Below are 24,414 nucleotides of genomic sequence, written 5' to 3' on the forward strand. Positions count from 1 at the left end.
GCGAGCGGGTTCGTTCTTTGGCGCAACTACGACCTCCAGCGTGATCGCCGGCAAGGTCTGCTTTCAGGAAGCTGCGAAGTCGATCTCTACGGCTGAGATGCGGCGCAAAGCAGCCATGCCGCCGTCGCGTGCGAGACTCTGCTTCGGGTCACAAGCAGAACAGCAGCCCCTACGGCTCGTCCCTCTCATCGCGCAAATTAGACACAACGCGGCGGTTCTGCGACCTGCAGGCGGTGTCGGGGCAGTCGCGGACGAGCCTGTCCTTGCCGTAGCCCTTGGCCCACATGCGGTTGCGGTCTATGCCGCCGGCGGCGAGGTAGTCCATCACCGCATCGGCGCGCTGCTGCGACAGCGCCGTTTCACTTGCGCCGGGATCGTCGGCGAAACCCTGCAGCTTGAGCAGCCAGCGCGGATGCTTTGCTAACCAGGCGATCTGGGTGTCGAGGGTAGCCTTGGCGACAGAATCGAGCGCGGCCGAACCTTGCGTGAAATAGGTGCGGCGGCCGACATTGAGGATAAAATCCTCCTCGCTGCCCGGCTGCACGTTCTGGAAGCCGGCAACCTCGGTGTTGGTGATGTCGGGCGTGGAAGGGGCCAGCGTGTTCCTGGTCGAGCAGGATGCGGCCAGCACCAGCAGGCCGGCGGCGAGCAGCCGGCGCGTGTTTTCCATCATGCGGTTCATGAGGCGCCAATCATTCGACAGTGGTGGAAGCGGGCGCCTGGTCGGCGATGTGCGGCAGGACCTGCACCGCAGTACCGATCGGGCAGCGCTGGTAGAGGTCGATGATGTCTTCCGGGAACATGCGGATGCAGCCGCTGGAAGCGTCGGTGCCGATGCTCCATGGCTCCAGCGTGCCATGCAGGCGGTAGCCGGTGTCGGCGCCGTTGCGGTGCAGATAGAGCGCGCGCGGCCCGAGCGGATTGTTGGACGCGCCGCCTGCGACCATGTGCGGTAGGTCCGGCTTGCGCTTACGCATTTCGGGGGGCGGGACCCATTGCGGCCACAGCGCGCGGCGGTCGATCGTCGCGCGGCCGTACCATTTGAAGCCGTCCTTGCCGACGCCGACGCCGTAGCGGATGGCGGTCTTGTTTTCCATGATGACGTAGAGGAAGTGGTGGCGGGTATCGACCACGACGGTGCCGACCGGCTCGCTGCTGAAATACTTGACGATCTGGCGATGCCATCTCTTGTCGATCTTGGCGAAGTTGGTCTTGCGATAGACAAAATTGTTGTCGCTGGCGGTACCGGCGAAAAAGGATTTTGCCGCCGCGGCTTGAGCAATATTGCTGGTTGCACCCACCGCGACCAGCGCCAGGCCGCCGAGCACGACACCCCTGCGTGATAAAACCATCGGCAATATTCCCCCCATGCCAAAAAGCCTGGCGGACCATAGTTGAGAATTACTTCGCCTCAAAGTGGAAAATGCTGCGTTGCTTCAGTCCGCCGTGTCCGGACATTCGGCAATTTGGCGGCGAGTGACCGAATTGTGACAATCTTGCCGAGGACGAACGTCTAACCTAAACCAATTCCAGGACATTAGCCAAATTGGCGCGACTGTTTGGGACCGGGCGTAGTTGCGACATTGCCCTATCCGACGTGTGAGCAATCCCGTGGGCAAACCGTGATGCATGCTTTTTTTCGTTCGGTTGCTGCGATGATTGTGGTGTCCGGCGTGGCAGGTTGCACCAGCATTTCCTACTACGCACAATCCTTGAAGGGTCACGTGGAGATCATGGCGGCGCGCCAGGATGTCGGAGAGCTGATCGACGATCCTTCAACCCCTGGGACATTGCGCGCTCGAATGGCATCGGCGAGCGCCATCCGACAGTTTGCGATAGATGAACTAGCGCTGCCGGACAACAATAGCTACCGCAGCTATGTTAACATTGGTCGGGACGCCGTGACATGGGCCGTTTTCGCCGCGCCGGAATTCTCGCTGACGCCACGAACATGGTGCTTTCCGGTGTTCGGATGCGTTCCGTACCGAGGATACTTCTCCAAAAGGTCTGCGGTTGAAACCGCTGTCGAGCTTCAGAGACAGGGCCTGGACGTCTATGTGACGGGCATCACTGCATATTCCACGCTTGGCTGGTCAAGTGACCCGCTGCTAAGCACCATGCTCAGCCAAGATGAAGCGGGTCTTGCAGGGCTGGTGTTCCATGAGCTGGCCCACCAGCGCGTCTACGTACAGGACGATTCCGCGTTCAACGAAGCGTTCGCTGTCGCCGTCGAAACAACCGGTGTAAGAAAGTGGCTGCGCGCGAATGGGGATACTGCCGGTTTGCGCCGTTACGAAGCCGACCGGAGGCGCAGAGCTCAATTTCTTGCGCTGGTGTCGCAGACCCGAGACGAGCTAAGGCACGTCTATGACGACTCCAGTACCTCGGACCAGAAGCGGGCTGCAAAGACAGCCGCGATCGAACGGCTGCGGATGCACTACCGACAGATGCGCGACAGTCGCTGGCGTGGATACCGGGGATACGATGTCTGGTTCGATTCTCCGATTAACAACGCGAAGCTCGCCGCGACTTCCGTCTACGGCGATCGGGTGGCGACGTTTCTCCGCTTGTTCGATTTGTGTTCGGGCGACTATCCACGATTCTTCGCGTCGGTTCGACGGATAGGAGCGTTAGACAAATCTGACCGCGCCGAAGCGCTCAAGGCGGCAGATTCATGCGATTGAGCCGGTCAAATCCGAAGGCAAGAAGCGGCGAATCGGTCGCTGATGTACTCGGCAGCCGGCGCAGGTGATTGAATTGACCATTTGTCGGCCGATTTCCTAGGTATTTTGACGTCGGCGGGGCCGGAAGCCGCATGTCGGCCTACAGAAGCCAAAAGCGGACTTGCCTGAACTCCCCGCTGGATCCTGGACCACAATGATTGCCGGCGGGCCGGGGCACCTCAGCGTGCGCCCCTACGAGGCCGAAAACCTCACGCTCACGCCGCGCTGCCGAAAATAAGCCTGCATTAGTTTGCGGCCCGAACGGTTGTCTGCGCCAGCCTGGTCGGATCGAACACCGCTTGTTCTATCCCCTCTCGCGTCAGCGCTGCTTTGAGCGCCGCGATATGTGCGTCGATGTCGGCATTGTTCGCTTGGAGCGATGCATAGATGCTGTCGGTCGCCTCGGCCACGGTCGGCTCGCTCACGGATGTACTCCTTTGGCTATTCGGGCGGCGGCTTAGCACAGATCAACGGCTTCGCCGATACCGATAAGACGGCTAGATTGGCGGCAACAGTGTTCCTTGGGGTCGGTTGTGAATCATAGGTTCCGCCTGAGTCGGAGATCGCAAACCATGTCGACACGAACGAGTGAGGAGGATTGGACGCACACGTTCGAGTATCCGGGCTTGCCTGCCGCGACGCATCAGCAGTCTGTTGCGCGGCCCGTTCGAGTCGGGAAAGGTTCTCCTGTTCCTTGGCGCGCGGTTCCATGGTTCACCTCCCGATGTGGCCATCAACACCCAGCCGGTGGCTTCTCGTTCCTCGACGGCGGCATTCCGGCAAACGATCCAATGTCAGTCGCTGACTAGTCTAAAGGTCGGACTTTGCCGTTTCTGAAGACGCAGAAGCGCTCGATCCCGTTCCCCGCTGCATCGGCTACGAATGACCGGTCACGAGATGAGTCAATAATGACTTAGAGGTAACATAGTGGCCAAAAAGGCAAAATTGCGTGGCAATCGACGGCCAGCGTCAGACGGACGCGAGCCGCCCTTTTTCACTGCAGTGCGAATTCCGCTGCGTTGTTTGCGAATGCGCTGGCGCCGTGGTCGGCACGGCCGACCATTTGCCGGAACCCGGCGAAAAGCTCGCGGCCGAAGCCGAATTCATTGCCGACAAGATCGCTGTCCGCCGCCCGGCGCAGCGCGAAATCGCCGGCCGGCACCAGCACTTCCAGCGTTCCGGCGTCGGCGTCGAGCCTGATGATGTCGCCGTCATGGATCCTGGCGATCGGCCCGTCCTCGACCGCCTCCGGCGTCACATGGATCGCCGCCGGCACCTTGCCGCTGGCGCCCGACATGCGCCCGTCGGTGACCAGCGCCACATGCTGGCCGCGATCCTGGAGGACGCCGAGCACGGTGGTCAGCTTGTGCAGCTCCGGCATGCCGTTGGCTTTTGGCCCCTGGAAGCGGATGACGGCAATGAAATCGCCGGTCAACGTGCCGGCCTTGAACGCCTCGTTGAGCCCTTGCTGGCTGTCGAAAACCTTGGCCGGCGCCTCGATGATGCGCCGTTCCGGTTTCACCGCCGATGTCTTGATGACGGCGTGGCCGAGATTGCCTGAGAGCATCTTCAATCCCCCCGTCGGCTGGAACGCCTTCTTGAACGGCGCCAGCACCTTCTCGTCGCCGCTTTTGCGGGGCGAGGCCTCGCGCACCACGCCGCCATCGGGGCCGAGCCGGGCCTCGACCGCATAAGGCCGCAGCCCTTCGCCCCAAACCGTCTGGACGTCCTCGTGCAATATGCCCTCGTCGAGCAGTTCGCGGATCAGGAAGCCGAGCCCGCCGGCTGCGTGAAAATGGTTCACGTCGGCAAGGCCGTTCGGATAGACCCGCGCCAGCAGCGGCACGGCTTCCGAAAGATTCGAAATATCCTGCCAGGTAATGGCGATGCCGGCTGCGGCCGCCATGGCGATCAGGTGGATGGTGTGATTGGTCGATCCGCCGGTGGCGTGCAGGCCGACGATGCCGTTGACGATCGAGCGCTCGTCGATCATCCGGCCGGCCGGCGTGTAGGCGTTGCCGAGCGCGGTGATCGCCAGCGCCCGCTTAGTCGCCTCCCGGGTCAGCGCGTCGCGCAACGGCGTGCCCGGATTGACGAAGGAGGCGCCCGGCGTGTGCAGGCCCATGATCTCCATCAGCATCTGGTTGGAGTTCGCCGTGCCGTAGAAGGTGCAGGTTCCCGGCCCGTGATAGGATTTGGACTCGGCCTCGAGCAACTCGGCCCGTCCTGCCTTGCCTTCGGCATAGAGCTGGCGGACCTTGGCTTTCTCGTCATTGGGCAGGCCCGTCGTCATCGGCCCGGCCGGAATGAACACCGCCGGCAGATGGCCGAAGGTCAGCGCCGCAATCACCAGCCCCGGCACGATCTTGTCGCAGACGCCGAGATAGACGGCGGCATCGAACATGTTGTGCGACAGGCCGATCGCCGCCGCCATGGCGATCACATCGCGCGAGAACAGCGACAGCTCCATGCCGGGCTGGCCTTGCGTGACGCCGTCGCACATCGCCGGCACGCCGCCGGCGACCTGGGCAATGCCGCCGGCTTCGCGCGCCGCGTCCTTGATCAGCGCCGGATAAGTCTCGAAAGGCTGATGCGCCGACAGCATGTCGTTATAGGAGGTGATGATGCCGAGGTTCGGCACCCGGTCGCCACCCAGTGCCAGCTTTTCCGAAGGGCTGCACACGGCAAAGCCATGGGCGAGGTTGCCGCACGACAGCACGGCCCGGTTGGCGGTGCGGCTCGAGGCCTCGGCGATGCGGCCGAGGTAGGCTTCGCGGCCCGGCCTGGAGCGCTGGCGGATGCGCTCGGTGATGGCTTCGATGTCGCGTCTCGCGGTCATGGCGTCGGTCCTTTCAGGTGAGGTCCCGCAAACACCGTCCGGCGATCTGCCGGGACCTCGGCAAGTTGAAATCAGGGTGCCCAGAAAACCTCTACGGGCCTCTCGGCTGCGTCGAGCACGGCACGAATGGGTTTTCGCGGTTGCGATGCCATCGCGCTTTCGAATGCCTTGCGCTTGTCTTCACCTTCGATGTGCAATGCGAGGAAGCCGGCCCTGACGATCCGCGCCAGCGAAAGCGTCAGCCGCGGCTCGCCGGCGCTTGCCGCGTGAACCGGGAATACGACCCTTTCCGAGGACGGGTCGAGCAGTTTTTCCAGATTGTCGGCGTCAGGAAAAAACGACGCGGTATGGCCATCGGTTCCCATGCCAAGCACGACCACATCGAGCGGCCAGGGCAGCGACCGCAACATCCTGCTATCGGCCGCCTCCCACATATCCCCGATGCTTTCCGCCTCTTGGTAGAGCGGCACGAAACGTGCGGTTGCGGCGGCGTTTTGCAAAAGATTGGCGGCGACCAGCCCGGCGTTGGAGCGCGGAGAGGAGACCGGCACGCAACGCTCGTCGACCAGCGTCACCGTGACCTTGTTCCAGGCGATCGGGATGCTCGAAAGCGATGCGAAAAATTTCGCCGGCGTGGTGCCGCCGGAAACGGCGAGCAATGCCGTGCCGCGCTCAGCGATCGCATCGGTCAGGCGGCCTGCGACGTGGCCGGCAAGTGCTGCCGCCAGGTCCTGGCGTTCGGCGAACGCGTGCCAGCTGTAAGCGGCGCTGCTTAATTGCTCTCGTGCCATGTCCGCCCGTCGCGTTCGATCAGCGCAATCGAGGCCGAGGGGCCCCATGTGCCGGCGGTATAGCCCTGCGCCTCCTGCCTGGCGCTTTCCCATGCGTCCTGGATCGGGTCGATCCACTTCCACGCCGCCTCGACCTCGTCGCGGCGCATGAACAGCGTCTGGTTGCCACGGATGACGTCCATGATCAGTCTTTCATAGGCATCGGGGGCGCGGCCGTCGAAAGATTGCGCAAAGCTCATATCGAGCGGGATCTGGCGCAGCCGCATGCCGCCCGGCCCCGGATCCTTGATCATGATGAACTGCTTGACGCCTTCGTCGGGCTGCAGCCGGATGACCAGCTGGTTGGCGGAGATCGGCCCGGCGCTGTCGCCGAAGATCGAATGCGGGATTGGCTTGAATTCGATGACGATCTCCGAGACGCGCGTCGCCAGCCGCTTGCCCGTCCTGAGATAAAACGGCACGCCCGCCCAGCGCCAGTTGCCGATTTCGGCCTTGAGCGCGACGAAGGTCTCGGTGTTGCTGTTCTTGCCGAGCTCCTCGACATAGCCTTTCACCGGCCCGCCGGCCGAGGCCCCGGCACGGTATTGGCCGCGTACCGTGTGCTTGGGGGCTTCGTTGCCGTTGATGCGTTTCAGCCCGCGCAGAACCTTCAGCTTTTCGTCGCGCACGGCGTCGGCGTCCATCGACGACGGCGCCTCCATGGCAACGAGGCAGAGAAGCTGCAGCATATGATTCTGCACCATGTCGCGCAGCGCACCGGCCTTGTCGTAGTAGGTGACGCGGTCTTCGAGGCCGACGGTCTCGGCCACGGTGATCTGCACATGGTCGACATTGGCGGAATTCCACAGCGGCTCGTAGAGCGCATTGGCAAAGCGCAGCGCCATCAGGTTCTGCACCGTTTCCTTGCCGAGATAGTGATCGATGCGGAAAATCTGGCTTTCATGAAAATCGTCGCCGACCAGATCGTTGAGCTCGCGCGCCGAGGCGAGATCGCGCCCGATCGGCTTCTCCAGCACGATGCGCGAGTTCGGCGTGATCAGCCCGTTCTCCTTCAGCTTATGCGAGATATCGCCGAACAGCGCCGGCGCAACCGCCAGATAGAAGGCGCGGATGCATTCGCTGTCGCCGATCGCCTTCTTCAATTTGTCGAAGCCCGCGCCGGTTGTCGCGTCAGCCGAGACGTAGGAAAGCCGGGCAAGGAACGTCTTCAGCTCCGCGGCGTCGATATCGGCCGGTTTCACATGGTCGGAAATCGCCTGCCTGGCGAAGTCCTGGAATTCCTCGTCGGTCATTTTCGAGCGCGAGGTGCCGATGATGCGCGTCGGTTCGGAAAACTGATGGCCGCGCTGGCGGTGATATAGCGACGGCAAAAGCTTGCGTTCCGACAGATCGCCGGTGCCGCCGAAAATGATGAAGTCGAAAGGGTCGACGGGAATGATCTGACTGGTCATGGTCTGTCCGCTCTAACGCCGCTCGCTGTATCGCGGTTGATATAATCTAATCGATTTAGATTTTCCAGTGACACAGCGTCACATCTCAGGGCCAATCGGGTGATTGCCGATTGTTCTGAGGTGCGCCCTTGACACTGGCGCAACCCGGACGCTTGTCGGCGAGGTGGTTCCGGGAGGCCTTCGCAGATGCAGCATAGAGTGGGATCGAGGCGAAAGCCAAAGGAGAAATCGAGAGTATACTGATCTTTCGGCGGCCATTGCCGGAGGCTGCCGTGTCTTCAATCATGAGTGAGAAAGCCATGCGCCTGGAAAACAAAGTTGCCATCATCACCGGTGCCGCGTCAGGCTTCGGCGAGGGCATGGCCAAGCGTTTTGCCGAGGAGGGCGCCAAGGTCGTTGTCGCCGACCTCAACGCCAAGGGCGCCGAACGCGTCGCCAACGAGATCGGCCGGGCGGCGATCTGGACCCAGACGGACGTCTCGACCCGTTCCGAGTTCGACGAGATGGTCTATGCCGCAAAGAGTGCCTTCGGCCGCATCGACATCATAGTCAACAATGCCGGCTACACCCATCGCAACGGCGATATGCTCGAGGTCGACGAGACGACCTTCGATCTGATCACGGCCGTCAACATGAAGGCGATCTACCACGCCGCTCTGGCGGTCGTGCCGGTGATGGATAGACAAGGCGGCGGCGTCATCCTGACCACGGCTTCGACCGCCGGCATCAGGCCGCGGCCAGGCCTCACCTGGTACAATGCGTCGAAGGGCTGGGCGATCACCGCGACCAAATCCATGGCGGTGGAACTCGCGCCGAAGAACATCCGCGTCAACTGCCTGTGCCCGGTCGCCGGCGAGACCGGCATGCTGGAAAAATTCATGGGCGCCGACACACCCGAAATCCGCGAGAAATTCCGCGCGTCGATACCGCTTGGCCGGCTTTCGACGCCGCTCGACATAGCCAACGCGGCGCTCTGGCTGGCTTCGGACGAGGCGGCCTTCGTCACTGGCGTGGCGCTGGAGGTCGACGGCGGACGGTGCATCTGAGCCGTCCGGCCCTGTCGGTTTCAAGTTCGACTTGCCCGGCCCTCGCACCCGGGCGGCTGATTGCGGCAGCCAAAAGAGCCGTGGGCAACGTCAAAGAATGGCCAGGCCAATCCTAAAGCGCGTCGCGTTTGAATGGGCTCATGCGACGCGTTTTAGGTTCTTGTTTTTATGCATGTCGTTGTCGCAAAACCGCTGCGCACCCTCGCCTCAAGCCCGAGGGCATGCTTTTGCGCGACATGCATTAGGCGCCGGTCTTGACGAAGCTCTTGTAGATCCAGCCGCGTTTGCCGTTGTAGACGATCTGGCACCATTTCTTGCAGCCCATCACCTGAACCGAGGTCTTGGCTGGAATGGTGACGATGGCGGCCGCACTGTTCTTTGGACCGGTGCGCATGGTGACGCCCCTGAGGATGCGTCCGGTGTCTGCCGCGCTTGCTTGCTTGGCCTCGACCTTGGCCTGGGTGCCATCCGTCTGTGTCGCGGCCGGCAGCGGCTTCGGGGTGGGGATGGCAGCGGTTGGCGCAGCGTCCGTCGCCGTCTTGGTGGGAGCAGCGACTTTGGCAATCAATGCTGCCACTTTGGTTTTCGCTGCCGGATCGGCGAATGCCGCCGCAGCAGACGGCCTGTCTGCTTTTTCAGCCTGGCCCGCCACCTGGCCGGATGCGGTCTTCGGTCCCGATCCTGTCCAGCGAGGGTCATTGGGCGCCAGCGCCGCTATCTCGGCCTTGGCTGCAACCACCGCCGGCGAAATCGCATCGGCCTTGCTCGCACCTGGCTGCGCCGCGGCTACCCTCGACGCCGCAGCCGGCATGATCCTTGTCGTTTTCACCGGAATGCTGGAAACGATCTGCTCGGGACTGGCGACCGCTTGTCTCTCGCTGGCCGGCAATGCCAGCCATAGCGCCACCGCGGCCATGCCAAGCAGCGCTGCTGTGCCAAACGCGGCGATGACCAGATGCAGGTTCGACCGGATTTGCCGCCAGAACCTGGGCTGCATGTCGTAGCCAAACTGCATCGCAAAGCGCCGTCGTTCCGGCGCGCCGAAACTGAAGGGCTCTCTCACTCTTGCAACCTCCATTTGCGGGCCAACGTTCTTACGACCTGTGCCGGGCAACCGGCATCTGGTCGGCATCGGTCCCAATCCAACGCGGGCAGGCCCGCAAAATCCCCCTTCGACTGCCCAGAACCGGCATCCTTTGCCGGCGATTGTGGCATCACTGCGCCCTTGCCGGGCGGATTCTGCACCTTTACGATCGATTCTGCAACTTGCAAGGGATTTTGCAACCTGTGGTTATATGCGGTCCCTCAATGCATACCAGTTGAGCGCAAGAAACAGCAGAGGCGCGCGGAAGCGCCGGCCCCCGGGAAAGGCCGGAATCTTCAGGTCCTCGATCAGCCTCAGCCGGTCCCGGTTGCAGGCGACGGTTTCGGCATAGAGCTTGCCGAAAAAGTTCGACAGCATGACGCCGTGGCCGGAATAGCCGCCGACCGAGATCACATTGGGCATCACCTCGCGCACGAACGGTTTTCTCGGCATTGTGATGCCGACATAGCCGCCCCAGCCATGGGTGATCTCGACATCCCTGAGTTCAGGGTAAAGCTCGGCGATCTGCCGGCGGATGTGGACATGGATGTCTTTCGGATCGTTGACCGCGTAGATCTCGCGCCCGCCGAACAGCAGCCGCCCATCCGTCGATTTGCGGAAATAGCGCACGACGAAGCGGGAATCGTCGACCGCCTCACCGCCCGGCAGCACGTTTGAATCCCCAAGCGGCACCGTCGCGCCGATGAAGGAGCCGATCGGCATGATGTGCGCGGCACTGATCGGCTCGAGCGTGCCGCCATGGGCGTTGACGCCGACGAGACATTTCTCGGCGGATATCGTGCCTTTCGGCGTCGTGACCCTGACCTTGCCGCCAACGGACGCGATGGCGGTCGCCGGCGTCTGCTCGAACAGCTGCGCGCCCGCCTGCGCCGCCACTTTTGCCGTGCCGATCACCAGCTTCAGCGGATGGATGTGCCCGGTGCCGGTGTCGCGGGTGCCGCCGAAATAGCGCGCCGAGCCCAACCGCTCCGCCGTCTCCTTGGCGTCCATGAAGCTGATGTGCGGATAGCCGAAGCGGTTCGCCATGATCTCGGCATGTGCCTTGTAGTCGTCGACATAGCGCTGCTTGTGCGCCACCGACATCTGGCCGGGCATGTAGTCGATCTCGATCTTGTTGGCGGCGGCGAATTCGAGGAGATGCGCCTTGGCCTCTTCGGCGAGATCGAACAGCGCCTTGGCGCGGGAAAAGCCGTATTCCGCTTCGAGCTCCTCGGCCCAGGCACGCTGACCGGTGCCGAGCTGGCCGCCATTGCGGCCCGATGCGCCGTCGCCGAAACGATGCGCTTCGATCAGCACGACTTTGCTGCCCGCCTTGGCGAGGTGCACCGCCGCCGACAGGCCAGTGAAGCCGCCGCCAACGACGACGACGTCGCACTTCAGGTCACCGTCGAGCGCCGGGTATTCGGGCCGTGGACCGGCCGTGTCCTCATACCAGGAGCGGCCGGGGGAGATTGGGGATTGGTATTTCATGTGCGGTCGGGAAAGAAAAGTGAGTAGTCAGTAGTCAGTAGTAAGTAGTAAGTAGTAAGTAGTAAGTAGTAAGTAGTGAGTAGTGAGTAGTGAGTAGTGTGTAGTGAGTAGTGAGTAGTGAACGGCAGTTCGAGGAGAAATAAGTCAGGATGAGTGTCGGTACCGTCCAAGCCCCTAATTCCTAATTCCTACTCACTACTCACTCTCCACTCACACATTCAACAACAAATACTCCCGCTCCCACGGGCTGATCACTTCCATGAAGGTCTCGAATTCCGCCCGCTTTATCGCCGCATAGGTGGCGGCGAACGACTTGCCGAGCAGCGCGCAGAGTTCCCCGTCGGCTTCGAACAGGTCGACCGCCTCGAGTAGGCTGCGCGGCAGGTCGATCTCGGCTTCGTTGGCGGTGGTGAGAACCGGCGGTTCGGCCTTGATCTTGTTGGTCATGCCGATCAGCCCGCAGGCGAGCGATGCGGCCATCGCCAGATAGGGATTGGCGTCGGAGGAGGGGATGCGGTTCTCGACCCGCCTGGCTGCCGGGTCGGAGCGCGGAACACGGAAGGCGGTGGTGCGGTTGTCGTAGCCCCATTTGTTGTTGACCGGCGCCGAAGCCGACTGCGTCAGCCGGCGGTAGGAATTGACGTAGGGCGCAAACATTACCAGCGCGTTCGGCACATGTTTCTGCATGCCGCCGAGGAAATGGAAGAAGGCTTCGGTTTCCGAGCCGTCCTCGGCAGAAAAGACGTTCCTGCCGGTCTTCTTGTCGATGATCGATTGGTGGATATGCATGGCCGACCCGGGCTGCCCCTGGATCGGCTTGGCCATGAAGGTGGCATAAATCTCATGCTTCAGCGCCGCCTCGCGGATGGTGCGCTTGAACATGAACACCTGGTCGGCCAGTTCGATCGGATCGCCGTGGCGCAGATTGATCTCGAGCTGGCCGGCGCCTTCCTCGTGGATCAGCGTGTCGATCTCAAGGCCCTGGCTTTCGGAGAAATGGTAGATGTCGTCGATCAGTTCGTCGAACTCGTTGACGCCGGCGATCGAATAGCCGGCGCCACCGCCGATCGCCCGTCCTGAACGCCCGACCGGCGGGGTCAGCGGGTAGTCCGGATCGGGATTCTTGCGCACCAGGTAGAACTCGATCTCGGGCGCCACCACCGGCCTCAGCCCGCGCTTGTCGTAAGCGGCAAGCACACGCTTCAGCACGTTGCGCGGCGTGAACTCGACCGAGCGGCCGTCCTGGTGGACGAGATCGCAGATAACCGCCGCCGTCGGGTCCTCTTCCCACGGCACCACGGTCAGCGTCGAAAGGTCCGGCATCAGCTTGAGGTCGCCGTCGTCCTCCGGATAGTGGAAGCCGTTGCCGTCCTCCGGGTAGCCGCCGGAGATCGTCGTCATGAACACCGCCGAAGGCAGCGCCAGCGAGGTGTTGGAGGTGAATTTCTTCGACGGCATCATCTTGCCGCGCGCAACACCCGCCTGGTCGGGCGTGATGCATTCGATATCCTCGATGCCGCGCCATGCCAGCCAGGCGCCGACTTCCTTCCAGTTTTTCACACCACGTTGATTTTTCACGAAGGCAGGCGTGCGGATACGTCCTCCGCGGCTCGACGGACGGACTTCCTTTTTTGCAGGCGGCATCATTCACCAGATTGGGTTGCGGATTTGGGAGTATAGCCGGGGCCGGTGATGGAAGGGAAGGGGAGCGCGGTTGCGTTCGCCTGCCCAGTTGAAAACCGCCGCAAGCAGCTTAGGTTCGACGCAAGTTCAATGACCTCGGTTGAAGACGTCGAATGCGGAACAATCGTCAATTGACCACGATCGGCTTCGATGCCGACGACACGCTCTGGCAGAACGAGCAGTTCTTCCGCATCACCGAAAAACGCTTTGCCGCGCTGCTCGCCGATCATGCCGAGGAGGAGCACATCTCGGCAAGACTGCTGGAGGCCGAGAAGCGCAACCTCGCCGTATACGGCTTCGGCATCAAAGGGTTTACCCTGTCGATGATCGAAACGGCGATCGAGATTACCGAGGGTCGCGCGCCGGCCTCGGTCATCGCCGAGATTCTCGCCGCGGGCCGCGAGATGCTTGGCCATCCGATCGAGGCGCTGCCTCACGCGCGCGAAACCGTTGAAAAACTGGCGGATACCTATCGCCTGGTGCTGATCACCAAGGGCGACCTTTTCGATCAGGAACGCAAGCTGGCGCAATCGGGCCTTGGTGACCTGTTCGATGCCGTCGAGATCGTCAGCGACAAGAGCCCCGCCACTTACGTCAGCATCTTCAGCCGACACGGTGATGGCGCCGAAAAAAGCATGATGGTCGGCAATTCGCTCAAGTCGGACGTGGTGCCGGCCATCGAGGCCGGCAGTTGGGGCATCCACGTGCCGCATGAGCTGACCTGGGTGCTGGAACATGTCGAGCCGCCGGTCACCGCGCCTCGCTTCCGCCAGATTGCCGATCTCTCGGAACTGCCCGGGCTGGTCGAAAGCATCGGGAAAGCCGGCTGATCGCGTGTCTCGGCGTCGAACCGGACGTGCGCCGCAGCGCACCGGTGCCGGCGTTTCGCAATCCTTGTTGCCGGCTCCGCCAAAAGAGCCGCGCTGTCGCTGACCCCATCGCGCGGCCCCCTCCATCGCGCGGCTCTTGTACAATCCACGATGCAAAATCGTTTTCTACTTGCAAATCAGTCGCAATTGCAGAATATGCGACAAGCGTGGCGTCACAGTGCCCGCTGCCCATGCGAGTAAATCGCGACAGGAGATTTTGATGATCGAGAGATACGGGCGATTGGTTGTCGTCGGGTTGATGGCTGCGGTTTTCGCTGCGGCAGTGGCTTCAAGCCCAGCCAAAGCGCAGGAAAAATTCAAGGCCGTGACGACCTTCACCGTCATCGCCGACATGGCGAAGAACGTGGCGGGCGACGCAGCGATCGTGGAATCGATCACCAAGCCGGGCGCGGAGATCCACAATTACGCGCCGACGCCGGGCGACATTCAGCGGGCGCAGGGCGCACAGCTCATTCTGTGGAACGGGCTCAACCTCGAAATCTGGTTCGAAAAGTTCTTCCAGAACCTCAGCGACGTGCCCGGCGCCATCGTCTCCGAGGGCGTCAATCCGATGAGCATCGACGAGGGACCCTATACAGGCAAACCGAATCCGCATGCCTGGATGTCGCCGACAAACGCGCTGATCTACGTCGACAACATCCGCGACGCCTTCGTCGAGCACGATCCAGCGCATGCCGAGACCTACAAGGCCAATGCGGAAGCCTACAAGGCAAAGATAGAGGCGGCCGTCGCGCCGATCCGCGAGAAGCTTGCCTCGATCCCGCAGGACAGGCGCTGGCTGGTGTCGAGCGAAGGCGCTTTCTCCTACCTCGCACGCGATTTCGAGCTGAAGGAGCTTTATTTGTGGCCGATCAACGCTGACCAGCAGGGTACACCGCAGCAGGTTCGCAAGGTGATCGACGCCGTCCGGGAAAACAAGATCGTCGCCGTCTTCAGCGAAAGCACCGTATCGGACAAGCCGGCCCGGCAGGTCGCGCGAGAGACAGGAGCGCATTACGGCGGCGTGCTCTACGTCGACTCGCTCAGCGAGGCGGACGGCCCTGTGCCGACCTATATCGACCTGCTGCGTGTGACATCGGATACAATTCAGAAAGGCCTCGCCGCAGGGCTGTCGCAATGAACAGAGCCGTTCCGCCTCTTGCCGCCGCGCCCGAGGATGCGGGCGGCGGTCTCGCCGTCCGGGGCGCGACCGTCACCTATCGCAACGGCCACACGGCGCTGCGGGATGCGAGCTTTGAAATTCCGACCGGCACGATCACGGCGCTCGTCGGTGTCAACGGCTCGGGCAAGTCGACGCTGTTCAAAGCCATCATGGGCTTCGTGCGGCTGGCAAAGGGAGAGATTCTTGTTCTCGGACAGCCGGCCGCGGCCGCGCTGAGGAAGAACGTCGTCGCCTATGTGCCGCAGGCCGAGGAGGTCGACTGGAACTTTCCAGTCCTGGTCGAGGACGTCGTCATGATGGGTCGCTACGGCCATATGGGCATGATGCGCATTCCGAAGGCGGCCGATCGCGAGGCGGTTACATCAGCGCTTGCGCGTGTCGGCATGAGCGATTTCCGCAAGCGCCAGATCGGCGAGCTTTCTGGCGGGCAGAGGAAGCGAGTCTTCCTCGCTCGGGCGCTGGCGCAGGACGGGCGCGTCATCCTGCTCGACGAGCCCTTCACCGGCGTCGACGTCAGGACCGAGGACGCCATCGTCGAACTGCTGCGCGCACTCCGGCGCGAAGGCCGAGTGATGCTGGTCTCGACGCATAATCTGGGTAGCGTGCCGGAGTTCTGCGACCGTGCCGTGCTGCTCCGGAACACGGTCCTTGCCTACGGGCCGACAGGCCAGACCTTCACGCAGGCGAATCTGGAAAAGGCGTTCGGCGGCGCCTTGCGTCATTTCGTGCTGGGCGGCGCCGGGCTGCATGAAGACGACGACAAGCGCCGCCTTGCCGTCATCACCGACGACGAGCGGCCACTGGTCTTCTACGGAGAGAACGGAGCCATGCAGCACAAGATGCGGGAACCGGACGAATGAGTGTCCTGCTCGAGCCGTTCGGCTACGAATATATGCTCAACGCCATGTGGGTGTCCGCCCTGGTCGGCGGTGTCTGCGCCTTCCTGTCCTGCTATCTGATGCTGAAAGGCTGGTCGCTGATCGGTGACGCGCTCTCGCATTCGATCGTGCCGGGCGTCGCCGGCGCCTATATGCTTGGCCTTCCGTTCTCCATCGGCGCCTTCTTCTCCGGCGGGCTCGCCGCTGCGGCGATGCTCTTCCTCAACCAGCGCACCAAGCTGAAGGAAGACGCCATCATCGGCCTGATCTTCTCCTCCTTCTTCGGCCTCGGCTTGTTCATGGTGTCGCTGTCGCCGACCTCGGTGAATATCCAGACGATCGTGCTCGGCAACATCCTGGCCATCACTCCGGAAGACACGCTTCAGCTCGCCATCATAGGCTTCGCCTCGCTCGCCATCCTGCTGGTGAAATGGAAGGATCTGATGGTGGTCTTCTTCGACGAGAGCCATGCCCGCTCGATCGGCCTCAACCCGAGCGCGCTCAAGATCATGTTCTTCATGCTGCTATCGGCCTCCACGGTCGCCGCGCTTCAGACCGTTGGCGCTTTCTTGGTCATCTGCATGGTGGTGACCCCCGGCGCAACCGCCTATCTTTTGACGGACCGCTTTCCGCGCCTGCTCGTCATCGCGGTCGTCATCGGCGCGGCGACGAGTTTCACCGGCGCCTATGTCAGCTATTTCCTCGACGGCGCCACCGGCGGCATCATCGTCGTGTTGCAGACGCTGATCTTTCTCGCCGCCTTCTTCTTCGCTCCCAAGCATGGAATGCTGGCAGCCCGCCGCCGCTCGGCGAGGGCCTTGGAGGCCAGCCGATGAGCATCCTCGATACGCTGCTTGCCCCCTTCCAGTTCGGCTTCATGGTCAATGCCCTGATTGCTTCGGTTCTGGTCGCTGTGCCGACGGCGCTGCTCTCCTGTTTTCTCGTTCTCAAGGGCTGGTCGCTGATGGGCGACGCCATCAGCCACGCCGTCTTTCCCGGCGTGGTCATCGCTTACATCCTCGGATTCCCCTATTCGATCGGTGCCTTCGCCGCCGGGATGGTCTGCGCTCTCGCCACCGGCTTCCTCAAGGACAACAGCCGCATCAAGCAGGACACGGTAATGGGCATCGTCTTCTCCGGCATGTTCGGCCTCGGCCTGGTGCTCTACGTAAAAATCCAGTCCGACGTGCATCTCGACCACATATTGTTCGGCGACGTTCTTGGCATCGGCCTGCGCGACATCGTCGAAACCGGGCTCATTGCTGCGATCACGGCCGGCATCATCGGCATCAAGTGGCGCGACTTCCTGCTGCACGCCTTCGACCCGGCTCAGGCTCGCGCGGTTGGTCTTCGGGTCAACCTGCTCCATTACGGCCTTCTTTGCCTGATCTCGCTCACCATCGTCGGCGCGCTGAAGGCGGTCGGCATCATCATGGCCATCGCCATGCTGATCGCGCCTGGCGCCATCGCCTTCCTGCTGACAAGGAAGTTCAGCGCCATGCTGATCCTGTCGGTGGCGATCGCGGTCGCCGCATCGTTTCTCGGCGTCTATCTGTCCTTCTTCATCGACAGCGCACCGGCTCCGACCATCGTTCTCATGCTGTCCGCCGCCTTCATCGCTGCCTTCGCAGCCACCACCCTCAAAGCCGGCCGAATGGAGATCAGCGGGGAGGGCTAGAAACTGGCGGTCATTCTCTGGTCTGACGAGAGCGTCGCGCTCTCTGGATCGGCTTCACGTAGATCTCCAGTCTGTGGCTGATGATGGTGAATCCGTGCTGTCGAGCGATTTCCTCCTGGAGCCGCTCGATCTCCGCCGACTGGAACTCGATGACATCTCCGGTCTCGATGTTGATGAGATGATCGTGATGCTCGCGGGGAACGGTTTCGTATCTGGCGCGCCGATCGCCGAAGGTGTGCCGCTCCAGTATGCCCTTTTCGCGCAGAAGGCTGACGGTGCGATAGACAGTGGCGAGCGAGATCGTCGGCTCGATGGCGACAACACGGCGATGGAGTTCCACCACATCCGGATGGTCGCTGGATTCGGATAGAACGCGCATGATGACGCGGCGCGGGCCGGTGATGCGCAGTCCGAGTTCCCTGCAAAGCGCGGCGATGGTCTGTTCTGAGGACATGTCATGATCCGCCAATATCGACAGCCATGTCGCGAAGTCGGAACATGCCTGCCGATTTGTTCGAAGGTGCTATCCCAGATGCGTCGCAATTGCAAAAGGACATCGGGCGGCGTTCGCTGTCAGGCGGTCACATACTGACATAAGATATCCAGATTCGATCGCAAGAAGCGAGGAAGGGCGTGTGAGCCGGATCGGATGCCGGCTAGCTGCGTCCGAGCCCGATCAAATGGTCGATCACCGGCTGCAGCCGTTCGGTCGTGATCGGTTTGACGACCACCGCATCGACGACGCTCGGCAGGCCGAGGCTCTCCGGTGTGCCGCTTTTGGTCGAGAGCAGGATCACCGAGGGACGCGACCTGCCCGAGATGCGTCGCAGCGCGTCGATACCAGACATCAGCGCGGCGCAGTCCTTGTTGTCGGCTCCGCCATCGAGGACGATCGCTCCGGGAATCAGCGAGCGCAGCGTCGTTGCTGCCGTTTCAGGCGATTCCGAGACCGGTTTGAGCCCGGATCGTTCGACGATTTTCGAAACCACCACCCGGTTGACCGGCGATTTTCCGACGACGAGGACGCGGGTGAAGTCCGCGAGCATTTCGGGGCCTACATTCCGGCTCATCAAACTCAGCTGGTTTACAGTGCGATTCAAGGGGCGCATCAGCGGGGCGGGCACTCGTCGGTTGCAATGCAGGGTTGAAACTTTCGAAACAATTGCCGTCAGATCGCTGCCTATGTCAAGTTGAAATGGCTGACATCGAGAATATCGCAAGAACGGTTAAAATTTAAAGCAAGTTCTTTTTTGGCTTCGTATGCAAACTGGTTGAGCAAGCGCAAATCACCTGCGCAGGGACTGCGCAGGTGATGCCGGATCCACCAGCAGGGGTTGGTCGGATGTCGCTCAGCCGAGGCTTCGCTGCGTGACGATCACCGGGATCAGCAGGTCGCCCCAGTTGCCGTCGCCGCCATGGTGCCGTGCCGAGCGCACAAGCTCGACCGAGACACCGGCCTCGACCGCCTTCATCACCGACTGGTTGAGCCTGTGCAGGTCGTTGGCCAGCATGCGGATGGTCGCCTGCTGGTCGACGGTCATGGTGGTGGCCTGTTCTTCCGCCCGTTCCTTGACGCGGCTTATCGATGCCATTGGTCTTCTCCTTTATACCCCCTTTGGGGCGTTCCTCTATTTTGTTGCGTTGCTGCTATTCCGCCGCCGGTTTGAACTGGGCGTGCTCGGTCGATTCATGCATGGCCGTGGTCGAAGACCGGCCACCGCTGATCGCCATCGACACGGCGTCGAAATAGCCGGTACCGACTTCGCGCTGGTGCTTGGTCGCGGTGTAGCCGTGGGCTTCCGCCGCGAATTCAGCCTCCTGCAACTCGGAATAAGCCGCCATCTGCCGCGTCTTGTAGCCGCGGGCGAGCTCGAACATGCCGAAATTGAGCTGGTGAAAACCGGCCAGCGTGATGAACTGGAACTTGTAGCCCATAGCGCCGAGTTCCTTCTGGAACCTGGCGATCGTGGCATCGTCGAGGTTCTTCTTCCAGTTGAACGACGGCGAGCAATTATAAGCGAGAAGCTTGCCGGGATGCTGCCTGTGCACGCCCTCGGCGAACTTTTTGGCCTGCGCCAGATCCGGCTTGGAGGTTTCGCACCAGATCAGGTCGGCGTAGGGCGCGTAGGCGACGGCCCGTGCGATGCAGGGCTCGATGCCGTTCCTGACCTGATAGAAGCCCTCCACGGTACGGCCGGCGCCATAGTCGACGAAGGGCTGGTCGCGCTCGTCGATGTCGGAGGTGAGCAGCTTTGCCGCTTCCGCGTCGGTGCGCGCCACGACCAGCGTCGGCGTGCCCATGACGTCGGCAGCAAGCCGCGCGGCGTTGAGGTTGCGGATGTGTGCCGCGGTCGGGATCAGCACCTTGCCGCCGAGATGGCCGCATTTCTTCTCCGACGCCAGCTGGTCCTCGTAATGGACGCCGGCGGCACCCGCCTCGATGAAGGCCTTCATGATCTCGAAGGCATTGAGCGGTCCGCCGAAGCCGGCTTCGGCATCGGCGACAACAGGCGCGAACCAGGTGTCGACCGAAAGCCCCTTGCCTTCCGAGGTCTCGATCTGGTCGGCGCGCTGCAGGGTGCGGTTGATGCGCTTGACCAGTTCGGGCGCCGCATTGGCGGGATAAAGCGACTGGTCCGGATACATGGCGGAGGCGGTGTTGGCATCGGCCGCAACCTGCCATCCGGACAGGTAGATCGCCTTCAGCCCGGCACGGACCTGCTGCATCGCCTGGTTGCCCGACATGGCGCCAAGCGCGTTGACGAAGTCCTCTTCATGGATGAGCTTCCAGAGCCGGTTGGCGCCCATTTCGGCGAGGCTCTGCCGGATTTGGACCGAACCGCGCAGCCGCTTCACATCGTCCGGCGAGTAGGGCCGCTCGATGCCGTCGAAGCGGCCTTCTGGCGCCGAGGGGACGAGGTTGTAAAAATCAGTCATTGGTCGCTCCGACAGATAGTTGCTGGGATGGAAACGCCGCCTCATGAAAATATCTGCGTCGTTTGGGTGTGACAGCATTTACATTTTGGCGCGAGACCGGCGAGGAAAACCAGAGGATTGGCTGGAAAATAAGGGAAAACCTGTGTTGCGTTTGACAGTCATGCGCTGTAAATCTGTCATGATTGTAAAGGGCCGGCATGGCAGCGCCGCGCGGAGTCATGTAAAGTCTGTCAAGGACAGCCGAGTGGCCGATCAGAAGATCTTCGCCGGGCCGCGCATCCGCCGCATCCGCAGCGCCAAGGGCCTGACCCAGACGGCGATGGCCGAAGGGCTCGGCATCTCGCCGTCCTACCTCAATCTCATCGAGCGCAACCAGCGGCCGCTGACGGTTCAGCTGATCCTCAAGCTGGCGTCTGTCTACAAGGTCGACCCGCATGAATTGCAGGGCGAGGCGAGGGGTTCGGTCGCCGCCTTGAAGGAAGTGTTTTCAGATCCGCTGCTGGTCGGCGAATTGCCCGGTGACCAGGAGCTGATCGAGCTTGCCGAGGCGGCGCCCAACGCTTCCGCCGCGGTGATAAAACTGTTTCGCGCTTATCGCGAGCAGGCCGAGCGCCTTTCCGACCTCAACGAGCTCCTGGCGCGTGAGGGCAAAGCGACGGCACTGTCCGGCGCCCGCCTGCCGATCGACGAGGTGCACGAGATTTTCGAGCGCCGTCCGAACCATTTTGCCGCGCTCGAAGCGGAGGCCGAGGCATTCACCTCGGTGCTCGATCCAGGCGACGATCTGCTCGGTGCGCTGAAGGCTTGGCTGAAGCGCGAATACGGCATCGTCGTCAAGGTGCTGCCGGTCGCCACCATGCCGAACTGGCGCCGCCGCTACGACCGCCATTCGCAGCGTCTGTTCCTGTCCGAGCGCCTGTCGCCGTTCGACCAGTTGCGCGAGGTGGCGATGGAGGCCTGCCTGATTCGCATGACGGTCGCCGTCGCAAGCGAGATCCAGGCGCTGAAGCTGACCACGGATGAGGCCCGCCGGCTCGCCCGCTTCGAGCTTGGCCGCTACGCCGCGCACGCGCTGATGATGCCCTATCAATCCTTTCACGCAGCCGCGATACGCGCGCGTTACGACGTCGACGTGCTGCGCTCGCGCTTCGGCGTCTCCTTCGAGCAGGCGGCGAACCGGTTGACCACGCTGCAGCGGCCGGGCACGTCGGGCGTGCCGTTCTTCATGCTCGAGGTCGACAATGCCGGCAACCGCTTCCGCAAGGCTGGCAGCCAGGGATTTCCGCAGAGCCGCTTCGGCGGCGGCTGTCCAAAACTTCCCGTGCATGCCGCCTTTACCCAGCCCGGCCAGATCTTCGTCGAGGCGGTGGAAATGCCCGACGGCGCCGAGTTCCTCTGCGTCGCCCGCACGCTCGAAGGGCCACAAGGCTCGTTTTCGGAGCGTCCGCGCCGTACCGCACTTCTGCTCGGCTGCGACATCGGCTTTCGTGACGAGACCGTTTACGGCGCGGCACTGTCGGGGCCGGCTGCCGCGGCGGACGCAAAAGCCGGGCAGGGCGCCAGTCCGGCTACGCCGATTGGCCCGGCCTGCCGGCTGTGCGAACGCATCGGCTGCCTCGCCCGCGCCGAGCCGCCGGTGACGCGCCCGCTCGGCCTCGACGAGATGGTGACCGGACTAAGCGCGTTCGATTTCCAGTGACGGGCACAGCGTTTCCATCAAATTGCGCCCGGCGCATTGTTCTATCGCCCACCGCTGCCTATCAGAACGTCCATCTCAATCGTCAGCGGCTCTCCAACGCTCGGCGAAGCCAGCCCGCGCCAGACTTCCTCGCGCACTGTGACCTGCATATCTGGAGGAAGCTGGACATACTCCTGACCGCTCAATGTTGCTCCTTTGGTGATTCCGCTGAAATAATCGTCGAAAGATGAGAATTTGATGGGCCGAGTTTCAAGCTGGACATAAACCTCTTGAAACCCGGCGCGGTGGAGCAAGGAATGCAAGCATGTCGCGTCAGGGATGGAGAAGAAGCGATTTAGCTTTTCAGCTTTTTCAGGTGCGCAACGGGCGATTACCGCGCCTATTCTGGCGAACAGCGAGCGCTCCGGCGTCGTCGTCACGCTAACTGCAGTCCAGCCGTTGGGGCGCAGAACCCGACGAAACTCCGAAAGAGCTCCAAGCGGGTCCGAGAAGAACATGAGCCCAAGCTGACAGATCACCGCATCGAACCGACCATCCTCGTAAGGGAGCGCGTGGGCGTCAAACGTTGCGAGGGTGATTGGCTGGTTTTTCAAATTGCGTTTGGCAGTTTCGAGCATGGCCGGCGAGATATCGCCGGCAATCACAGAGCCGGATGGGCCTACCACGATCACTGCAGCTTGCGCTGCTGCTCCTGTACCCGTTGCGACATCGAGCACCCGATGGGCAGGCGCAATTTGCGCTGCCTTCAGCAAGGATGGAATGAACGAGTTCGTTGCGCGGGCGAACAACTCGTCATAGCCAGTCGCCGCTGTCTTGTAGAATGGCTCATCCATAGGGTCGCCTCAAAATACAATTTCTACGTCGTCACGGGACGTCTCTTGTCGCGCAGCAGCCGTCCAGCCTCGCATCGTAAACTATCCCTGCCAGCTCCGCACGACCGTCTTGCCTCGTCTGTGCGCTAGTCAGTGCGCCAAACGGAACACGGTGCTGGATCACGCCCGATCTTCGTCTTTGCGTTACGCGATTAATGCACGTTTCTGTCGTTCGCTATGCATCGTGCTGCCCCGAAATCGCCGACAGTCGCAATCATGACCGAAACATCATCATCACCGCTAGCCGTTTCGCCTGTCGTCTCGCCGCGTGACGAGCGTATCGGCTTCCTGCTGATTTTCCTGTCGGCGCTGATGTGGAGTTTCGGCGGCGCCATCGCCCGCTTCATCGACGCCGGCGACAGCTGGACCGTGGTGTTCTGGCGCTCGGTCTGGGCCGCTGCCTTCCTGATCTGCTTCATGGTCTGGCGCGACGGCTGGCACGGCACCCTAAGGTTGTTCCGCGGCATGGGCCTGCCCGGCCTTGCCGTGGCGTTCTGCTTCGCCACCGCATCGACCTCATTCGTCGTGGCGCTTGCCTACACCACCGTCGCCAACATCCTTTTGATGCAGGCCGGCGTGCCGCTCCTGGCGGCGCTGTTTGCCTGGGTGCTGTTTCGCGAACGGGTGGCCTTGGCAACCTGGGTGGCAATTGCCGCCGTCATTGCCGGCGTTGCCATCATGGTATCGGAATCGCTCGATGGCGCCGTGTCACCCATCGGCGACGGCTTGGCGCTGCTCATCGCCGTGATGTTTTCGATCGCCACCGTCATCACGCGACGCTTTGCCCATGTGCGGATGACGCCGGCGACCTGCCTGGGCACGATGCTTGCCGCCGCATTCGCGGCGTCCCAGGCATCGCAATTCGCCGTCTCCAGCAGCGACATGGGTTTCCTGTTTGCATTCGGCGTGGTCAATCTCGGTCTCGGCCTTGCCTTCTTCGCCACCGGCGCCCGGCTCGTTCCGGCGGCGGTCGCAGCGCTGCTCGGCACTTTCGAGCCGATCCTCGGCCCGATCTGGGTCTGGCTCATCCATTCCGAAGTGCCGTCGGGACGCACCATCCTTGGCGGCACGGTCGTGGTCGCGGCGTTGCTCGTGCATATCGGGCTCGAATTCAAGCGTCAGACGCGGCCCGTGCGGCCGGGTGTCACCGGTATGCCGTCGCCTAATTGATGCAGCGCACGCGCCAGAGC

General features: G+C 62.3%; 22 protein-coding genes and 1 pseudogene. 9 read left to right on the forward strand and 14 right to left on the reverse strand.

Features of this window, described 5'->3' with window-relative positions; translation table 11 throughout:
* Positions 1–169: 169 nt before the first annotated feature.
* Positions 170–682, reverse strand: a complete 513-nt coding sequence (locus tag NMG80_RS17855; RefSeq protein ID WP_254019313.1) for an OmpA family protein — start codon at positions 680–682, stop codon at positions 170–172.
* A gap of 10 nt (positions 683–692) precedes the next feature.
* Positions 693–1,352, reverse strand: a complete 660-nt coding sequence (locus NMG80_RS17860) for a L,D-transpeptidase (RefSeq protein WP_077380658.1) — start codon at positions 1,350–1,352, stop codon at positions 693–695.
* 273 nt (positions 1,353–1,625) lie between these two features.
* Here NMG80_RS17860 and NMG80_RS17865 point away from each other — a divergent pair, with 273 nt between their 5' ends.
* Positions 1,626–2,684 (forward strand): aminopeptidase, encoded by a 1,059-nt coding sequence (locus NMG80_RS17865; RefSeq protein WP_254019314.1) that lies wholly within the window; start codon positions 1,626–1,628, stop codon positions 2,682–2,684.
* Positions 2,685–2,915: 231 nt separating this feature from the next.
* On the opposite strand, the pseudogene NMG80_RS17870 reads toward NMG80_RS17865, so the two are convergent.
* The 4 genes and pseudogenes from NMG80_RS17870 to zwf form a co-directional block, all read right to left on the reverse strand.
* A pseudogene (locus NMG80_RS17870) lies at positions 2,916–3,148 on the reverse strand (hypothetical protein).
* A 569-nt stretch (positions 3,149–3,717) separates the two neighbouring features.
* Positions 3,718–5,562, reverse strand: a complete 1,845-nt coding sequence (gene edd, locus NMG80_RS17875) for a phosphogluconate dehydratase (protein WP_254019315.1) — start codon at positions 5,560–5,562, stop codon at positions 3,718–3,720.
* 71 nt (positions 5,563–5,633) lie between these two features.
* Positions 5,634–6,353 (reverse strand): 6-phosphogluconolactonase, encoded by a 720-nt coding sequence (gene pgl / locus NMG80_RS17880; protein ID WP_254019316.1) that lies wholly within the window; start codon positions 6,351–6,353, stop codon positions 5,634–5,636.
* Positions 6,335–7,804: a glucose-6-phosphate dehydrogenase gene (zwf, locus tag NMG80_RS17885; protein WP_254019317.1), complete on the reverse strand. Its 1,470-nt coding sequence runs from the start codon at positions 7,802–7,804 to the stop codon at positions 6,335–6,337. Before zwf ends, pgl begins: the two co-directional genes overlap by 19 nt.
* Before the next feature lie 299 nt (positions 7,805–8,103).
* Between zwf and NMG80_RS17890 the strand changes: the two genes are divergently transcribed.
* Positions 8,104–8,850 (forward strand): SDR family oxidoreductase, encoded by a 747-nt coding sequence (locus NMG80_RS17890; protein WP_254019318.1) that lies wholly within the window; start codon positions 8,104–8,106, stop codon positions 8,848–8,850.
* Positions 8,851–9,091: 241 nt separating this feature from the next.
* Here the strand turns inward: NMG80_RS17890 and NMG80_RS17895 are convergent, their stop codons facing one another.
* The 3 genes from NMG80_RS17895 to NMG80_RS17905 all read right to left on the reverse strand — a co-directional run bounded on the left by NMG80_RS17895 (position 9,092) and on the right by NMG80_RS17905 (position 13,072).
* Positions 9,092–9,913, reverse strand: coding sequence for an SH3 domain-containing protein (locus tag NMG80_RS17895; protein ID WP_254019319.1), 822 nt, complete (start codon positions 9,911–9,913; stop codon positions 9,092–9,094).
* A gap of 228 nt (positions 9,914–10,141) precedes the next feature.
* Positions 10,142–11,425 (reverse strand): NAD(P)/FAD-dependent oxidoreductase, encoded by a 1,284-nt coding sequence (locus NMG80_RS17900; RefSeq protein WP_254019320.1) that lies wholly within the window; start codon positions 11,423–11,425, stop codon positions 10,142–10,144.
* 210 nt (positions 11,426–11,635) lie between these two features.
* A complete protein-coding gene (locus NMG80_RS17905) occupies positions 11,636–13,072 on the reverse strand; it encodes a glutamine synthetase family protein (RefSeq protein ID WP_254019321.1) in 1,437 nt (478 codons plus the stop codon).
* A gap of 149 nt (positions 13,073–13,221) precedes the next feature.
* Between NMG80_RS17905 and NMG80_RS17910 the strand changes: the two genes are divergently transcribed.
* From NMG80_RS17910 to NMG80_RS17930, 5 genes are all read left to right on the forward strand, one after another.
* Entirely contained in the window at positions 13,222–13,938 is a 717-nt protein-coding gene (locus NMG80_RS17910; RefSeq protein WP_254019322.1) for an HAD family hydrolase, read from the forward strand.
* A gap of 298 nt (positions 13,939–14,236) precedes the next feature.
* On the forward strand, positions 14,237–15,118 hold the full coding sequence (locus NMG80_RS17915) for a metal ABC transporter substrate-binding protein (protein WP_254019433.1): 882 nt from the start codon (positions 14,237–14,239) through the stop codon (positions 15,116–15,118).
* Positions 15,115–16,020, forward strand: coding sequence for a manganese/iron ABC transporter ATP-binding protein (locus tag NMG80_RS17920; protein ID WP_254019323.1), 906 nt, complete (start codon positions 15,115–15,117; stop codon positions 16,018–16,020). The genes NMG80_RS17915 and NMG80_RS17920 overlap by 4 nt, the downstream gene beginning before the upstream one ends.
* On the forward strand, positions 16,017–16,874 hold the full coding sequence (sitC, locus tag NMG80_RS17925) for an iron/manganese ABC transporter permease subunit SitC (RefSeq protein ID WP_254019324.1): 858 nt from the start codon (positions 16,017–16,019) through the stop codon (positions 16,872–16,874). Before NMG80_RS17920 ends, sitC begins: the two co-directional genes overlap by 4 nt.
* Positions 16,871–17,716 carry a metal ABC transporter permease gene (locus tag NMG80_RS17930; protein ID WP_254019325.1) on the forward strand — a complete coding sequence of 282 codons (846 nt, stop codon included), beginning with the start codon at positions 16,871–16,873 and terminating at the stop codon, positions 17,714–17,716. The genes sitC and NMG80_RS17930 overlap by 4 nt, the downstream gene beginning before the upstream one ends.
* Positions 17,717–17,726: 10 nt before the next feature.
* On the opposite strand, the gene NMG80_RS17935 is transcribed toward NMG80_RS17930, so the two are convergent.
* The 4 genes from NMG80_RS17935 to aceA all read right to left on the reverse strand — a co-directional run bounded on the left by NMG80_RS17935 (position 17,727) and on the right by aceA (position 20,653).
* On the reverse strand, positions 17,727–18,170 hold the full coding sequence (locus NMG80_RS17935; RefSeq protein WP_254019326.1) for a Fur family transcriptional regulator: 444 nt from the start codon (positions 18,168–18,170) through the stop codon (positions 17,727–17,729).
* A gap of 202 nt (positions 18,171–18,372) precedes the next feature.
* Positions 18,373–18,786, reverse strand: coding sequence for a response regulator (locus NMG80_RS17940; RefSeq protein WP_254019434.1), 414 nt, complete (start codon positions 18,784–18,786; stop codon positions 18,373–18,375).
* A 279-nt stretch (positions 18,787–19,065) separates the two neighbouring features.
* A complete protein-coding gene (locus tag NMG80_RS17945; protein ID WP_077379645.1) occupies positions 19,066–19,308 on the reverse strand; it encodes an SMc00767 family acetate metabolism repressor in 243 nt (80 codons plus the stop codon).
* A gap of 55 nt (positions 19,309–19,363) precedes the next feature.
* Entirely contained in the window at positions 19,364–20,653 is a 1,290-nt protein-coding gene (gene aceA / locus NMG80_RS17950; protein ID WP_254019327.1) for an isocitrate lyase, read from the reverse strand.
* Positions 20,654–20,897: 244 nt separating this feature from the next.
* On the opposite strand from aceA, the gene NMG80_RS17955 reads away from it, so the two are divergent.
* Positions 20,898–22,352, forward strand: coding sequence for a helix-turn-helix domain-containing protein (locus NMG80_RS17955; protein ID WP_254019328.1), 1,455 nt, complete (start codon positions 20,898–20,900; stop codon positions 22,350–22,352).
* Positions 22,353–22,393: 41 nt separating this feature from the next.
* Here NMG80_RS17955 and NMG80_RS17960 read toward each other — a convergent pair whose 3' ends face one another.
* Positions 22,394–23,185, reverse strand: a complete 792-nt coding sequence (locus tag NMG80_RS17960; protein WP_254019329.1) for a class I SAM-dependent methyltransferase — start codon at positions 23,183–23,185, stop codon at positions 22,394–22,396.
* 255 nt (positions 23,186–23,440) lie between these two features.
* Here NMG80_RS17960 and NMG80_RS17965 point away from each other — a divergent pair, with 255 nt between their 5' ends.
* Complete coding sequence (locus tag NMG80_RS17965; protein WP_254019330.1) at positions 23,441–24,394, forward strand: DMT family transporter; 954 nt, start codon at positions 23,441–23,443, stop codon at positions 24,392–24,394.
* The last annotated feature ends 20 nt before the right edge of the window (positions 24,395–24,414 follow it).

The sequence above is a fragment of the Mesorhizobium escarrei genome (genome assembly GCF_935825525.1).
In the GTDB taxonomy this organism is placed as follows: domain Bacteria; phylum Pseudomonadota; class Alphaproteobacteria; order Rhizobiales; family Rhizobiaceae; genus Mesorhizobium; species Mesorhizobium escarrei.